This is a genomic window from Lactobacillus sp. IBH004 (assembly GCF_026185255.2).
Lineage (GTDB): Bacteria > Bacillota > Bacilli > Lactobacillales > Lactobacillaceae > Lactobacillus > Lactobacillus melliventris.
This window is the reverse complement of the sequence record NZ_CP110217.2, coordinates 1,393,600-1,408,500: the sequence shown is the minus strand read 5'-3', so window position 1 is coordinate 1,408,500 and position 14,901 is coordinate 1,393,600. Positions and strand designations below refer to the sequence as shown.

General features: G+C 32.7%; 20 protein-coding genes and 1 pseudogene. 10 read left to right on the top strand and 11 right to left on the bottom strand.

The window, feature by feature from the left end:
• Positions 1-19 precede the first annotated feature (19 nt).
• The 6 genes from rplM (at position 20) to LDX54_RS07080 (ending at position 3,433) form a co-directional block, all read left to right on the top strand.
• Positions 20-463: a 50S ribosomal protein L13 gene (gene rplM, locus LDX54_RS07105; RefSeq protein ID WP_122037880.1), complete on the top strand. Its 444-nt coding sequence runs from the start codon at positions 20-22 to the stop codon at positions 461-463.
• Positions 464-474: 11 nt separating this feature from the next.
• A complete protein-coding gene (gene rpsI / locus LDX54_RS07100; RefSeq protein ID WP_034980394.1) occupies positions 475-870 on the top strand; it encodes a 30S ribosomal protein S9 in 396 nt (131 codons plus the stop codon).
• 196 nt (positions 871-1,066) lie between these two features.
• Positions 1,067-1,924, top strand: coding sequence for an ABC transporter ATP-binding protein (locus LDX54_RS07095; RefSeq protein ID WP_265667604.1), 858 nt, complete (start codon positions 1,067-1,069; stop codon positions 1,922-1,924).
• Positions 1,905-2,555: an ABC-2 transporter permease gene (locus LDX54_RS07090; protein ID WP_265667605.1), complete on the top strand. Its 651-nt coding sequence runs from the start codon at positions 1,905-1,907 to the stop codon at positions 2,553-2,555. Before LDX54_RS07095 ends, LDX54_RS07090 begins: the two co-directional genes overlap by 20 nt.
• A gap of 18 nt (positions 2,556-2,573) precedes the next feature.
• Positions 2,574-2,738: a hypothetical protein gene (locus LDX54_RS07085; protein WP_265667606.1), complete on the top strand. Its 165-nt coding sequence runs from the start codon at positions 2,574-2,576 to the stop codon at positions 2,736-2,738.
• Between the two features lie 338 nt (positions 2,739-3,076).
• On the top strand, positions 3,077-3,433 hold the full coding sequence (locus LDX54_RS07080) for a DUF6176 family protein (RefSeq protein ID WP_122026341.1): 357 nt from the start codon (positions 3,077-3,079) through the stop codon (positions 3,431-3,433).
• 126 nt (positions 3,434-3,559) lie between these two features.
• Here LDX54_RS07080 and LDX54_RS07075 read toward each other — a convergent pair.
• The 6 genes and pseudogenes from LDX54_RS07075 to LDX54_RS07050 all read right to left on the bottom strand — a co-directional run.
• Positions 3,560-4,541 (bottom strand): annotated as a pseudogene (locus tag LDX54_RS07075) (transposase); the annotation flags it as partial.
• 313 nt (positions 4,542-4,854) lie between these two features.
• The gene (locus tag LDX54_RS07070; RefSeq protein WP_265667607.1) at positions 4,855-5,607 is read right to left on the bottom strand and encodes a hypothetical protein; all 753 of its coding nucleotides are present in this window, start codon (positions 5,605-5,607) and stop codon (positions 4,855-4,857) included.
• Positions 5,604-6,263, bottom strand: a complete 660-nt coding sequence (locus tag LDX54_RS07065) for an ABC transporter ATP-binding protein (protein ID WP_265667608.1) — start codon at positions 6,261-6,263, stop codon at positions 5,604-5,606. The genes LDX54_RS07070 and LDX54_RS07065 overlap by 4 nt, the downstream gene beginning before the upstream one ends.
• Positions 6,260-6,571 (bottom strand): hypothetical protein, encoded by a 312-nt coding sequence (locus tag LDX54_RS07060; RefSeq protein WP_265667609.1) that lies wholly within the window; start codon positions 6,569-6,571, stop codon positions 6,260-6,262. The genes LDX54_RS07065 and LDX54_RS07060 overlap by 4 nt, the downstream gene beginning before the upstream one ends.
• A gap of 41 nt (positions 6,572-6,612) precedes the next feature.
• Positions 6,613-6,744, bottom strand: coding sequence for a hypothetical protein (locus LDX54_RS07055; protein WP_265667610.1), 132 nt, complete (start codon positions 6,742-6,744; stop codon positions 6,613-6,615).
• A 90-nt stretch (positions 6,745-6,834) separates the two neighbouring features.
• Positions 6,835-7,908, bottom strand: coding sequence for a S66 peptidase family protein (locus LDX54_RS07050; RefSeq protein ID WP_265667612.1), 1,074 nt, complete (start codon positions 7,906-7,908; stop codon positions 6,835-6,837).
• 229 nt (positions 7,909-8,137) lie between these two features.
• Between LDX54_RS07050 and LDX54_RS07045 the strand changes: the two genes are divergently transcribed.
• The 3 genes from LDX54_RS07045 to LDX54_RS07035 all read left to right on the top strand — a co-directional run bounded on the left by LDX54_RS07045 (position 8,138) and on the right by LDX54_RS07035 (position 9,959).
• Positions 8,138-8,278 carry a hypothetical protein gene (locus LDX54_RS07045; RefSeq protein ID WP_167334247.1) on the top strand — a complete coding sequence of 47 codons (141 nt, stop codon included), beginning with the start codon at positions 8,138-8,140 and terminating at the stop codon, positions 8,276-8,278.
• Between the two features lie 165 nt (positions 8,279-8,443).
• Positions 8,444-9,067: a DUF1700 domain-containing protein gene (locus tag LDX54_RS07040; RefSeq protein WP_265667613.1), complete on the top strand. Its 624-nt coding sequence runs from the start codon at positions 8,444-8,446 to the stop codon at positions 9,065-9,067.
• Positions 9,068-9,092: 25 nt separating this feature from the next.
• Positions 9,093-9,959, top strand: a complete 867-nt coding sequence (locus LDX54_RS07035; RefSeq protein ID WP_265667614.1) for a DUF4097 family beta strand repeat-containing protein — start codon at positions 9,093-9,095, stop codon at positions 9,957-9,959.
• Positions 9,960-10,253: 294 nt separating this feature from the next.
• On the opposite strand, the gene hxlB is transcribed toward LDX54_RS07035, so the two are convergent.
• The 5 genes from hxlB to LDX54_RS07010 are packed head-to-tail and all read right to left on the bottom strand — an operon-like array spanning position 10,254 to position 13,440.
• Positions 10,254-10,796: a 6-phospho-3-hexuloisomerase gene (gene hxlB, locus LDX54_RS07030; RefSeq protein WP_046325317.1), complete on the bottom strand. Its 543-nt coding sequence runs from the start codon at positions 10,794-10,796 to the stop codon at positions 10,254-10,256.
• 8 nt (positions 10,797-10,804) lie between these two features.
• Positions 10,805-11,251 carry a PTS sugar transporter subunit IIA gene (locus LDX54_RS07025; RefSeq protein ID WP_265667615.1) on the bottom strand — a complete coding sequence of 149 codons (447 nt, stop codon included), beginning with the start codon at positions 11,249-11,251 and terminating at the stop codon, positions 10,805-10,807.
• Positions 11,251-11,538, bottom strand: a complete 288-nt coding sequence (locus LDX54_RS07020; protein WP_046325315.1) for a PTS galactitol transporter subunit IIB — start codon at positions 11,536-11,538, stop codon at positions 11,251-11,253. Before LDX54_RS07020 ends, LDX54_RS07025 begins: the two co-directional genes overlap by 1 nt.
• A gap of 18 nt (positions 11,539-11,556) precedes the next feature.
• Positions 11,557-12,915 carry a PTS transporter subunit IIC gene (locus LDX54_RS07015; protein ID WP_265667616.1) on the bottom strand — a complete coding sequence of 453 codons (1,359 nt, stop codon included), beginning with the start codon at positions 12,913-12,915 and terminating at the stop codon, positions 11,557-11,559.
• A gap of 9 nt (positions 12,916-12,924) precedes the next feature.
• Entirely contained in the window at positions 12,925-13,440 is a 516-nt protein-coding gene (locus LDX54_RS07010) for an RpiB/LacA/LacB family sugar-phosphate isomerase (protein ID WP_046325313.1), read from the bottom strand.
• A gap of 192 nt (positions 13,441-13,632) precedes the next feature.
• Here LDX54_RS07010 and LDX54_RS07005 point away from each other — a divergent pair, with 192 nt between their 5' ends.
• Positions 13,633-14,394 (top strand): DeoR/GlpR family DNA-binding transcription regulator, encoded by a 762-nt coding sequence (locus tag LDX54_RS07005; protein ID WP_110446402.1) that lies wholly within the window; start codon positions 13,633-13,635, stop codon positions 14,392-14,394.
• The last annotated feature ends 507 nt before the right edge of the window (positions 14,395-14,901 follow it).

Below are 14,901 nucleotides of genomic sequence, written 5' to 3'. Positions count from 1 at the left end.
ATAAACGGAGGAAATTAAATTGCGTACTACACAATTAGCGAAACCTAATGAAATTGAACGTAAGTGGTATGTTATTGACGCAACAGATGTATCTTTAGGTCGTCTGTCAACAGCAGTAGCAACTATTTTAAGAGGTAAGAATAAGCCTCAATATACACCAAACGTTGACACTGGAGATAACGTCATTATTATTAATGCCGCTAAACTAAAGTTAACAGGTAAGAAAGCTACTGACAAGATTTACTACCATCACTCTGATTACCGTGGTGGCATAAAGGCCACTCCAGCCGGAGACTTGCTGGCTAATAATCCAGTTAGATTAGTTGAATTGTCAGTTAAGGGTATGCTTCCTAAAAACACTCTTGGTCACCAAGAGTTTATGAAGATGCATGTTTATGCTGGTGCTGACCATAAGCACGAAGCACAAAAGCCTGAAAAATTAGACATTAACAAATTAATCTAGGAGGTTAAATAATGGCACAACAAGTCGCATATGCAGGTACTGGTCGGCGCAAGAATTCTGTTGCTCGTGTTCGTTTAGTACCAGGTAGTGGTAAAATTACCGCTAATAATAAAGATATTGATCAATACATTCCTTTTCCTAATTTAGTTAAGGATTTGAAGCAACCATTGACTTTGACTGAAACTGAAAATCAATATGATGTTAAGGTTAATGTCAATGGCGGAGGTTTCTCAGGTCAAGCTGGAGCTATTCGTTTAGGAATTGCTCGTGCTCTTCTTGAAGTAGATCCTGATTTTCGTGGTCCACTGAAGAAGGCAGGTTTCTTAACTCGTGATCCAAGAATGGTTGAACGTAAGAAACCAGGTCTTAAGAAGGCTCGTAAGGCTTCACAATTTAGTAAACGTTAATCAACACGATTATATCAAAGTTTCAAAACACTTCATGGTTCACACCATGGAGTGTTTTTTTGGTACTTTTTAGCTAAATTCACACACTTTCACATCAATACTTTAAAAAAGCAATATGCTGTTTGACTTTGATAATCCTAATTTGAAGTAGTTTAATGGTTATATATATGATGTTGCAATCTTAGTGAGGTATAAAATGGGTTCCAAACCGGTAATAGATGTGCTAAATTTAAGTAAGCGGTACGCAGATTTTCAACTACAAATTAACAATTTAAAAATAAATGAAGGTAGTATTGTTGGTTTAATTGGTGAAAATGGGTCAGGTAAGTCAACTTTTTTGAATTTACTATTAAATCAAATAAAAAGTGAAATAGGCAATGTAAAAATTTTTGGTTTAGATTATGTTAAAGATGAATACCAGATAAAACTTAACTTAGGTGTAATTTTGGAGCAAAATTATTTTCCAAACTCATTTTCTGTTCAACAAATTGAAAAAATGCTAGAAAAAATTTATTCCCGGTGGGATAAAAAACTCTATCACAATTTAATTGATGAGTTTGATTTGCCTACCAATAAGCCTATTAGTAATTTTTCAAGAGGGATGCTTGTTAAATTAAATTTTGCTGCTACGCTTTCTTATCACCCAAGACTCTTAATTGCTGATGAAGCAACCAGTGGGCTTGATCCAATTATAAGGAAAGAAATCTTGTCTTTGCTAAAAGAATATGTAAGCGATAATCAAATGACGGTATTATTGTCTTCACATATCTTAAGCGATTTAGAACAAGTTGCTGACTATTTTATTTTTATTAAAAATGGCATTATTTTATTAAAGGGTGTCCGGAGCGAATTGCTTAACCACTATACAATTAAAACCGAAATAACAGGCTTGCCATTGAAAAACATCAAATATAAATTATGCCAAGATAACTTGGTTCAATATCTAGTTGATGTATCACAAGAAAGTGTTGATTATAAAGATTATGCTTCATTAGAAGAAATATTGCTATTTTTAGTAAAAGGAGTGAGGATAGATGAAGGGACTTCTCTATAAGGATTTGCAACTTATATTAAATAAGGTAAGTTTAATAGGTAGATTGCTAATTATATTAGTACTACTTTTGGTGACAATTTTTTGTAGAGAGTCTGGAACGATTTTTCTCTCAATCATGGGACCGATTGGTTTAGCATCAATACCAACTAGTCTATTAGTTGCTGACCAAGAAAATGGATGGAACAGATTTGTCGGTGTTTTCCCTATTCCTAAAAAAAACATAGTTTTGGCTAGATACATTTTTTGTATTTCTTTAATTCTATTTATTAGCTTTATAACTTTAATTTTAAGCATTGGCACTGCTCTGATTTTCCAACAATTTAGTCTGCAAATCCATATATTGATAGCGATAGTTGGCTTATTGATTGGTATCATGTATGTAGTTCTCTTACTTCCAGCAGTTTATGCTTTCGGTACGTTTGGCAGCACAATCGTAAATATACTGATCTTAGTCCTTATCATGGGAGTGATTTATATTTTGCAGAAAACGACTTGGGGTCTATTGTTCATCACTTGGATTAGTAATACTAATTCTTTACTGCTAGTAATCGCAAGCTGTATCTTAATTGCAGTAATATCAATCGTTTCAATGATAATTTCAACAAAAGTATATTCCAACACATTTAAGTAGTTAGGAGCTTGAACTATTATGAGTAAAAAATTATATCATCAAATAGCTGTTGCTTTAGCAATAGTTTCAATTGTACTCGCAGTCGGGATACTAATCTGGGGAGAAAGAGGGACTGCTTTTATTGCAATTATTCCCGCTGTAATTGCAGATTTAATGGAACGGAAGGTAAAGAAAGTAAAATAATTAACTGGGAGTGTCCTACAAGATTGTAACCAAAGTAAGTTATCGAGTGGTTTGAGTTGCTAATATTTATAAGCTCAATTCATATATTTTGGAAGTAAATTCACACCATTCAGATGAAGTTAGTTGAAATTTATTGAAACAGTGTTTTCAGAAAAGTGTGGGAATACCTGATATTAAAAGCTTTTTGAAATTTAGTCAAATAAATGTTATTCAAACTAGGTCTTAAGAAAGCGCTAATTATTTATTTTTAACGAATTACACCATTTATTATAAAAAATTAAGGCACCAACATAAGTTCGGTACCTTTTGTTTAGATTAGATAGGATTAAAGTAGAATTATGACAAAAACTGAATTAACCCGTTTTCGCATTAAAAAAGGAAAAGAAGCGAAGGCACAGGAATGGATGGACTTTTTAAATGAACATCATCAAGATACTGTAGCAACAATGGCGGGAGAAAGAATGTATATTGAGACTGTATTTAAAGAGGAGTGTGCGGATGGTTACACATACTTTTATTGGTATTCTATGCAAGGAGAAGGAGGAAATGCAGTCGAAGATTCGGATAGTTATATTGATCAAAAACACTTAGAATATTGGGACGAGTGTATAGATACTGCATATAGGCCAGTGGATATGAAAGTGATGGAAAAACTAGTAGCACCTAAAATCAAATGTATTATAGATGCTGATTAAATAAAAAATCTAATAAGGTGTAGTTATTTGAATAAAAGAAAGGCAAAAAACGTCAGATATTATCGGCTCTTTGTCAAACATCCTAAAGTAGGATGCAGATAGAAGTATGACGATACTTTTATCTGCTTTTTCTTTTACCTTGTTTTCTGCTAATCTAATCCTAGTTAGCAGATTGTAGCAGTTGGCGTACCCAAAAGCTGTGCGCTCAATTTGTTTAATCTTGCGATTGCAGCCTCTAAGCAGCCGTTGGAATAATTCAATGTTATCCCGTTAATTACTGCTTTTAGATTATGCATAAAAGTTAACAGGGTTTGATGCATTTGCCAGCCAACTTCTTCTTTAGCATGAATGCCTTCGTTGATTACCTGCTCTTGCGTCAGATTATCTTTGCACAATGTGAAAGCGATCAAGCACAAGCTCAGCGTTGGGGAAGCATGCTCGCACAATGTCCTGATAGTAAAAATTCAGGTCCAGAGAAACTGTTTTGACGCCTTGCAAAGCCGCAGGCGAAAACTTTTTGAAGTAGGCAATAATTGCTTTTTTATAGCGTATGCGGAGGATCTGAACCACCTCGTGTTTGTCGGCATCAAGACAAATAAAATGCAAGGTGCGGTCAACGCCTTTAAACTCGTCGAAGGCCAGATGCTCCGGCAAATAATCATAGCTGCTACTAAACTGATGCGAACAAGAGCCCAGCACTCTTTGCACCGTATTGACAGAAACATTGTTTTCCCGGGCAATGCTGGTCATTGAGCGGTCTTCTGTTAAAGCACTGAGAATGCAGGCTGGGAAATACAGCAGTATTTGCCTACCAGGTCAGATTGAGCCATTGAGCGTTTATTGCAGGTGCGACACCAGACTCTCTGCTTAAAAAGTCTAATAATGACTGGCTGACTGGCATTGGCAGCAGGATAGCGGATTTCGGTTTTCAAGCGGCCATTGTGTCCGCATCCTGTGAGCCACAAAAGGGGCAGCTGGGCTGCAGCAGGACAGCTTGGTAAACTTTTTGTTTATGGCCGTTAACCAAACGGAAGAAATAATCTTCAAAAACAATGTTTTGATCTTTAATATCAAGAGTAAATTTAATATAATTATTAAAAGAGGACATAATTCAAACCTTCTATAAAATATTGGGTGAAGTTAATATTTTATTACAAGAAGCAAGAGGAAGATGTCCTCCTTTTTTATGCAATAAAAAACCTATTAACAGCTTACCACATGGATAAGTCATCAACAGGATAAATTATAGAGCCTATAAAAAAGGCTTCAACACAAAGTTGATGCCTTAAATTGTAGATCATCTGAGGGTGTATCCCTTTTGATTGTATGATCAAAATAATTTAAGTTATTTTCTAGCCACTTCATTGCATCATTAAATATTTCACTTGCTATAGTATGCACATTATCATTATCAACCATTTTTAGCCTACCAAATCTATATAATTAAGTTTTCTAAATTTAATAGATATTAAAATCCAAACTAGACTAAATATACAAATTAAACTATTTAACATAAATGAGCTGTGTGATAGAACATTTAATTGTGAATGATTAACTTCAAAGAAAATATATGGCAAAATATTTATATATACTAAATTTTTAACTGAACCTGCGTTAGATATTCCACTCATAAAACTTTTTATGATTGAATGATTTAAATTCCAGAACAATGAAATTTGAGCTATGATGACTATCAAACAAAAACCTAAAATGAAAATTCTGCCTAGCAAAGGATTTTGAATATTTTTGAATAAAATACACATTGCAAAAACTAACAGATAAAAACTTGCTAATGATAAAATCTTTTCAGGAATATAAATATTACCATAAAAGTTCTGTTTACTTATATTATTTTGAATAGCCTGATAAACAATTCCAAATATAACGGTCCCAACAATATAAAATATTATGTCAATTAATGCTAATCCTTCTTTAGAGTAAGGTAATACTTTCCATAAAATATCATGACTAATATAATAATTTTGAATAAGTTGATATGTTGAAACAAAGCATACTATTGCAGTGGCAGCCAGATACCATAAACCGTGATATTCTAAAATATTATCAGGATTATTAGATATCTTTGCATACAAAAAAATAATTAACTCTATAAACAAAGGAACTGCAAATAAGAGACTCAATCGTTTTATTCTAATTTTTAAATATTGAATCATTTTCCAACCTTCTCTACATATGCTTTTTCAAGATTTCCATATCTTTCTATTAGCTCTTTTTGTGTATTACAGGAAATTAAATTACCATCCTTGAAGAAAATAACCTTATCTAGCATATCACCTAGATCACGTAACAAATGTGTAACTATAATAACCGAACTATCTGCTCTGCGATAATTTTGAATAATATCAATAAAATATTGTCTCTTAATTGGATCTACTGCTGACAGCGGCTCATCCAAAATATAAAAATCTGTATTTCTAGAAAAAACTAGTGCTAAATGAATTTGCTCATGCATACCTTTAGAACAATCATGCAACTTAAGACTTGTTGAAATAGAAAATTTATTTAGAATTTTTAACATCCTGTCTTTGTCAAAATCCTCAAAAACTTTATCGAACAATCTTATTGCTTCTTTTACTGTCATACTTTCATACAAAAATGAGCTATCTGGCATGTAAGAAATACTTTCATTTACTGTCCTATTGCCAGTAAATTTATTGATATTTTTTAAAATTAAATTTATTAAAGTAGTCTTTCCTGACCCATTGTCACCTAAAATACCAATTACATCATTTTCATTATTAAGCTGAAAAGAAATATTATTGAGAGCAACTTTTTTTCCATACTTAACCGTTATATTATTTAATTTCATTTTTCAGGACTTTCAAAACTCCTATCTCGAAGTGGCAAAATTACATATACATATAAACTACTAAAGAGAACCCAATCCTCTACTACCTGTGAGGTTATATTTTTATCTCTTAGAGGATTAACAATACCAATTGGACCATCTATGTTTTGATCAAATTTCAAAAACTCCCAAAAATCTTTTGATGATTTATCAGTCTTATTTATAAACAAGTAAATAATGGATGCTACCGGAATATTCTGCTCCTGCACAGCATACATAAATAATCCATCGATAAAAGCTGTCTTTTCAAGGTTATCTAATGTTTTCAAATGTGATAATAAATAATAAGTCTTCTCTTCTTTAGACTTGCCTAACCACTTTTGCCAATGATAGCAACCGAATCACCTTTGTTAATCTGTAAATTTATTCCGCGTAAAGCATCAAACTTAGTTGCACCTTTGCCATAGGTGCGAGTTACCTCACGAGTTTCAAGTAAACTCATAAATTTTCCTTCTTTCTTTGTATCATTGTAATATACATATAATACACCATGACTAAAAAAAGTCAAATATTTTTTTAAAATAATTTCAGATTAGGCAAACCAGGGTTCCATAACTTTTATCTCTGGTTTTTCAAAATCAATTTGTGTTAGCGCGCCGTATGGCAGAGCAGCACGGGGATAAGCATGTCCAATATTTACATTATATAAAATTGGTGTATTAAAGGTAGCAGTCTCTTCCAGTAAGACTTTTTTATACTCAGAAAAATATTTTTTATCCTGCGGTTTACCAACTAAAATAGCTCGCACATTGCCTAAAATACCCACTTCAGCCAGTTTAGCTACTTCTTTATGATAAAATTCAGGAGCTGGTTTTTCTTCGCATGTTTCTATAAATAATATTTTATCTTGAGCTTCTTCCTCTGTAAGCATGAGATGATATTGACTGGCGATAGGCGGTTCGTCTTCATAACGATTAGGGACTAAGTCATCGTAAAGGCTATCAATACAACCACCCCATAGTCTTCCCAGAATTTTTCCGTGACCGCGTAGCACCTCATAACCAGTATCTTGGTGGTTTATCCTTTTTTTGCCAACTTGGCTGATTGAATAATCAGTTCTTTCTTCATACCAGGTTTCACTAGCAGGAATGATGGTTGCAGGTGAATTCTCAAAATAATGATTTAAAGTTTTTTTGGTGTAAGGTAAAAGTTCGTTTTCTAGCTCTGCAAAATCAGTTAAAAAGCTTGGACCATAAAAAGTTTGCATTCCTAACCTGTAAAACATTAAATGATTATTCGTGGTATCAGAAAAACCACTAAACAACTTGGGATGCTCAAAAACAGCAGTTTTAAATTCCTGATCTGCCATTAAATAAGGCAGTGTCTTGTAGGTATCATCCCCACCAATTGCGGCAATGATTCCTTTGATATCTGGTTCTAAAAATGCTGCTTTTAAATCGGCAGCGCGTTTAGCAGGATGACTTTTGATGTATTTAATACCGCTGAGAGCATGGGGCATAAAAACAGGCTGTAAACCAAGTTGCTTCATGTGCTTAATTCCTTGTTTAAGTTCATGAGAAGCAAAATTCTCTCCCAGAGTACCAGCTGATAAACTGACTATTGCTATCTTATCTCCAACCTGTAAATGTTGTGGTTTCATTAACATAGATTGAACCTCCATTATTAAAAGTAGTTATTAGTTTTTAATCTTACTATAAAAACTTGGCCTAGAAAACCTTAGTGAGTATTTAAAGAACAAGTAAGAAATTATGTTTGATAAGTTAGAGAATGTAAGAACAAAGGAAAAAATTCAGTGAAACTTTCAATAATTGCTTGAAAGCATTTTGATTAAGCTCTACAATATTATATATAATATAATAATGAAGGAAATAATTATGACGATAGTAATTCCAAATCGTCTTCTGGATGGAGTTGTCTTAGCTTTTATTAAAGAAAACAGTGGTTATAGTCGTGGAATAACAAACTGGGCTAAAGCAACTTTTGGTATTCTGAGTCTGCCATCTATCCTGTCTTGAAAAGATTAAGGGAAAACAAATTCTTATTAGTTGGTACCAGGCTTTTTCAGGGAAGAAGCAGGAATTACTATCAAATTACTGCTTCAGGTAAAGCAGAATTAAAAACAATTAAAAAAGAGTGGTACAGTTTTAGCACTAAGATATATCAAATTATGGGAGAAGAAAATGAATAAAGTTATTGATAATTATATTTTGCAGTTAAAGCAAAATCTTGTTAATTTGCCTAATTCTGATATGCAAGATGTTGTGGAATTTTATCAGGAGTTTTTACTGGACGGCAATTACCATAATGAATCAGAGATAATTGCTGAGTTAGGGACTCCAAAGCAATTAGCACGCAAAATTATGGCGGACTATTCAGTTTCAATACCTGAAAGAGAAGAGGCACACAAAACCAGCTCCAAGTCTAACTTAAAAACCATTTGGGTTATTTTATTGGGAGTTCTGGCTGCACCCATCGGCATACCATTAGCATTAGCAGCAGTAATAGTTATGGTAGCAGTATTGATTGCATTGGCCGCAATCTTTATTGCTTTAGCTATCATTATTACCTCTTTATTCATCGCTGGTGCTTTTATATTGATTAGATCGTTTGGACTGCTTTTTGGTGGCTACTGGGCTTCAGGCTTTTTCTATGTTGGAGGAGGTTTAGTTTTAACATGTGTTAGCTTAATGCTATTCCCAGTAATTATGAAGTTTATTCGCTTCCTAACTGCAGAATGTGCTGCTTTTTTTCAACACATTGGCCGGAAAATTTTCAAGCAGCGTTACTATAAAACCAATGTTTAGATGAGTGAGGAGGATTGGATTAATTATGAAAAAGTTTTATCGTATATGTGGATTGGCCATAATTGTTGGTCTTGTTATGATGCTCGTTGGCTGGTCTAATAACGGTGTAAGACCAATAATTGCCAATCATAACCACTTTACTTTGACCGCTATTGATGATTCTAAGCTCACACGTATATATACTTCAAACCACAAATTTAATAAAGTTTTTATTCAAACTGATTCCTCTGATGTTTTTCTTCATTCGGGCAAAAAATACCAAGTTAATGTGACTGGAGTTAATCCAGATGCAGTACAAGTCAAATTAGCAAATAACCGTTTGGATATCTATGAGCCCAGACCTATTGCAATCAATTGGCGTAAAATTGGTTCCAAAATTGACGTAACTGTCCCTCAAAATGTTCACTATACCGAATTTGATAGCGACAGTGACCACGGAAACATCAGGTTAAAAGACCTGAAAGCTAATGCAAATTTTGTGAGTTGTATAGATGGTTATTTAGATATTGATAATATTGACACGAAAAATACAAGTTTAATAACTGGTAGCAACCATAGATTAACACTCAATAACTCTGATCTGGGTAATGCAGAAGTTAAAATAGATGGAGGTTGGTGCAGACTTTTAAATTGTCGTTCAACAATGACTCTGGATGCTTCTAACGCTAATATTACAATTAACAACTCGCAACTCAGCAATAGAAATTCTTTTACTTTACAAAGTAGCAATTTAGTAATTAAAAATACGCCTAACCTAAGTTACCAGTTGACAGCAGATGGCAAAGCAATTAGGTATAAGGGTTCAAAGCCCTATGAAAACTTCATCAAAAAGAACTCCAAGAAAAATTTTATTTTGGTTGATTCAACAGAAGGAACTATTACTATTAAGTAAAAATTTATGACAATTCCATACTCATACCTTTTAATTTCTAAAATAGATATTTATCTAGATGTTCTATTTCTGGATTGAAATGATAATGACTCCTAAATTCCTTAATAACTAGTTCAATTGATACTTCAAATAAAAGTCATTGTGTACATAATACCGCTCCTCAAAGTCTGAAGACAACGTAAATTTCTACTAATGTAAAAATAGATAAAGATTGTAAAATAAAAAATCAATAATTCACACTTACTAAAGTGTATAATTATTGGTTTTTATTTATATATGAGTTTCAATTTTTAATCATTCAATATCGGCATGGTTTTGTATCATTTGTTCCTCTGTAATATTAAGTTCTTTCATTAATCTCAAAACGATGCTGTCAAATAGAAGTAGTGAAAACTGTTCAAACAAAGCTCCCATTGGTTGAATAGATTTATTGTGCTCAAATTTTGATTGGGCATTAATTTGCACAACTATTTCACAAAATTGCGCTAATGGACTATTGTTATCAACAGTAAAGAGAATTTCTTTTAAACCGTTATTTTTTGCTATCTTCGCCTGGGCTATTAGTTTCTCTGATTTTCCCGAAGCAGAATTAAATATTAATAAGTCATTTGAATGTGTATGAGGAGAAGAAATTTCTCCAACAACGCTAACTTCTAGTCCCAATTGCAGTAACCTGTTAGCAAAGGATTTTATCATTAAGCCTGAACGACCTGAACCTGAAAAATAGATATGATTACTATTTATTATTAATTGACAGATTCTATTTAAAGTTTTTTCATCTACTGGATCATCAACATTATTGATTTCTTCGCATATTTTTTTTAATTCAAATGCCATATATTTTCCTAATTCAATTTTTGATAAAGATATTCTTCTAACTCTTTATCTTTCTTATTTTTAACACTTTGTAGAAAATCTTTATTTTGAAATAGTTTCATAAGGGTACGCAACATGGTTAAATGTTCATCACCTTTTGCTAAAGCTAAATTAAAAATAAAACTACATTTCACATCTTTTGATTTATCATCCATGCGGCCAAATTTTACTGGATGAGAAAATCGAACAAAGCTAACACAGCTTGTGTTGACAAAGTTTTGATTTCCATGTGGAATCGCAATGCCTAAATCAGAATTAACTTGTAATCCTGTAGGAAAATCTTTTTCCCTTTCAATGCAGGCCATAGTAAATTCTTCAGTTATTAAATTTTCAGCTAATAGCGGTTTTCCAGCAATTTTGATAGCTTTTTGATAGTCTGGAATAATATCATTATTTGATTGTACAAAGATTTTCATTATTTGGTCAGCTCGTCTTTTATTTCTTCTAAAACTGAGTCCTCATTTATACCCGTTAAAAGGGCAGTTCCTACAATTATTGGTGTTGTAACATTTGGCTTATCCAATTTAGTGGATGAAACGATTAAATCATAGCCATTGAAAACATCATCTGTGCAGTCCATCAATGATTTTTTATCTAAATTCACGTCAGAAACGCTTTGGTCATTTAAATAATCTTGTAGTTCTGCCAACATAACAGAAGATGATGCAATTCCATTTCCACAAACTACTAACACTTTTTTCATGATATATCTCCTTAATTTCTATTTAGCTAAAGAATTTTGTCTACGTTCGTACTTTTTAAGCCAATAACCAAAAGCAACTATTATCACGGCAATCACAATATATGACCACAAGCCAAGACGAGAAGCTTCAGCAAACAAACCTGTAAATGGATTAGCTGATGGATTTAATGATGAATACATAACACCATTTTTGGCACCACTGCCAAATTCTCTGAATACTTGGGTTGTTGGTTTGGCCATCCAAGAAGCTATATATAATCCTGGTGTAAACATTAAAATTGAAGTGATCCAAGTTCTAATAATGTTGCCATGAAAAATAGGAACCATACATGCAATAAAGAATACAAATTGGGATAAGTCACCCATCGGCATGACTTTATTGCCAGGAAGAAAGACTGCAATAATTTCAATGACTGGGATTAAAAGCAAGGCTGGTGCAATTACGTCAGGATTTCCTATCACTAATGCAGTATCCATACCTACTGTAATATCACGGCCTTTGAAGGCTTTAGTCATTTTCTTTCGAACAGCATTTGATAAAGGCACAAGACCTTCCATCATGATGGAAGTCATTTTTGGTAACAAGAGCATAACGGCTGCTAGGTACATACCTAAATGTAAACTTTGAATTATTGTATCGCCAGGATTTGACCAGCTATAACCTGCAAATCCCAAGAGAACACCAATGATAAAACCTACAATAGTAGGGTCACCAAAAACGCCAAACTTTTTCTGAATTGTTTCTGCAGTGACATTCCATTTTCTGACTCCTGGAATATGATCAAAGATCCAATTCATAGGGTAGGCAAAAATCATATATGTATTTGCAACGGGGTGTGAAATAGAAACTCCTTCAGGTAAATTAAAGAATTTTTCATTCTGCTTAGCTCCTAAATCGGCCATAAATAATGCCCACATATGAAAAATACCGGCGGTAAGTAAACCATACCAGAAATTACCAGAGTAAGCATATACAATCGCGCCCATTGAGGCATTTTGGTGTAAGTTAAAAACATCAACATTAATACAGTCTGTCAATTTTAACAGTAATAAAATAATATTAATACCTACGCACAAAGGAATTATAACTGCTCCGACTTTTGAGCCGAAACCCATAACTGCTGTCGCTGCACCACCAACGTCAATTGCTTGCAATGAAGAGCCAGTTCTTTTAGCTAAGCCAGTAATTGCTGGTTGCATTTTATCAAGCATGAAAGAAGTGACCATGGTCAAAGCTATAAAACCAATACCAACTTTCATGGCAGAAGAAATTGATTCTGCCCATGACCGACCTACAGCCTTCATCAACACTAAAAATATTAAAGGAATAAAAATAAAGTTACCAAGATTATTAATAAATTGAGTAATTATTTCCATTATTAACTCCTATTCTTCTGTGAAGCCCATGTTCCAAGCTACATAATCAGGCTTTTTCAGATTACGGTCATCATCTTTTTTAGCTTCCAATAAGTTTGCTCTAGAATTTGGTCTGGAATTTTTAAAATCAAATGGTTCATCTAAGAAAGCATCAAGTACCATTTCCATGTAAGGTAAACCATTTACTCTCGCTCCCAAGCCTATGATTTGGACATTGTTGCTTAACCTTGCCCTTTTAGCAGAGTACGGATTAGTTACTGCTGTTGCTCTTATACCCCAGTGTTTATTAGCCTGCATAGTAAAACCAATTCCTGTGCCACATATATATACACCTAATCTGCACTCATCTTTTTGAATAACTTCTGCCATCTTATCAGCTAATTTAGCAAAAGTATTCTTGCCATCTTCAGGCTTTTTAACGGGATCCCAAACGACTCTGTAATTCTTTTCTTCCTCCAAGTATTTCTTAATGGCTTCTTTCCGCTCGAAACCAATATCATCACATGCTATTGCTATTTTTTTCATACAATTTCCTTTCTGTAAACGCTTAATGTTATTACAAAGCCAATTATAAAATTTGTTTTAATTGGTGTCAACCGCAAAAATATACTTTTTTAGTAATTAAAAGCAACTAAAACCAATTTTTATAGCATAGAAGTAACAAAAATGATAATCTATGATATTCTTGAGTAAAAAGTTTAAAAGGTGAGTAAATAAATGAAATTAACGAATAAAAGAAGAAATGATATTTTAACTGAAATCATAAAGAAAGGTAGTGTTACAGTTCATCACCTTTCAAACGAATTTTCAGTTAGCTACGAGACTATCCGTAAAGATTTAACTTTCCTAGACCAAAAAGGTTACATTATTAAAGAACATGGTGGAGCGACAGCCTTAAATAGTCTTATTGAAAACTCGTTTACTGTGAGACAAGAAAAGCAAATCAAATTAAAAAAATTAATAGCAATTGCAGCATTCAAACTTATATTAGATAATTCGTCGATTATTCTTGGGTCAGGTAGCACAGTTTTAGAGTTGGCAAAATTATTAGTAGCTAAAAAGAATTTAAAAATTTATACTGATTCTTTTCCTGTAGCAACTGCGTTAGCAAATTCAGACAACGAACTTTATTTTTTTGGTGGCAAGATTAGAGCTAAATCGTCCTCGGTTTATGGGGGATGGACTAATGAAGCAATTAATAGTATAAAAGCTAATATGTGTTTTATAGGTTCAGATAATTTTGCTGGTCATAACGGTCCAACGACACCTTCGTATTCTGATTATGGTGTTGATAAGCTTTTATTAGAGCATTCAAATAAAAAATATGTTCTAGCTGATTCTACTAAATTTGAAGGATCAAGTCTTTATCAAATAACAAATTGGGAAAATATAACAGCTTTAATAACTAATGTAATTTCGAAAGCTCAAGTAGATAGTTTGGCTTCTTTAACTAATATTATTCAAGCAAAAAATTCTTAAGTGAAAAAGATAATTTGAAAATTAAGAAGATAGAAAATAGCCAGTCAATGCAAAAGTGGCTGGTTATTTTAATAAACTGAGTTTATTTAACTACAATCGTGTTGTAATCTTATTTGTACATAATCACTATTAACGGCTTAAAAATGAAGTAAGAATTTTTGCTTTAGCTGTGTTAACAAAATAGTAGGTTGACTATTAGTCAGATTATAAAAAGTACCTTATAAAACGCTTTAAATAACAAAATTAATTATTTAGCAAAAGATGAAGCTTTTTCAACCTTATAATGCTAATAGTATAAGCATAAAAATAGCCAAAAAATAACAAATCATGTAAAATAATAATAAGCTTGTATAGGAAAGAGGATGCTTAGTTTAGAAATTAAATTTTTAAGCTAAAGACGATTTTTGAAAAACGTTGTTAATTAACAACTACTTTTTAAATACTAAATGAGCAGAAAACTTCGGATAATTATCAGAGGCTTTCTGCTTTTTTAAAAGTAAATGAGTA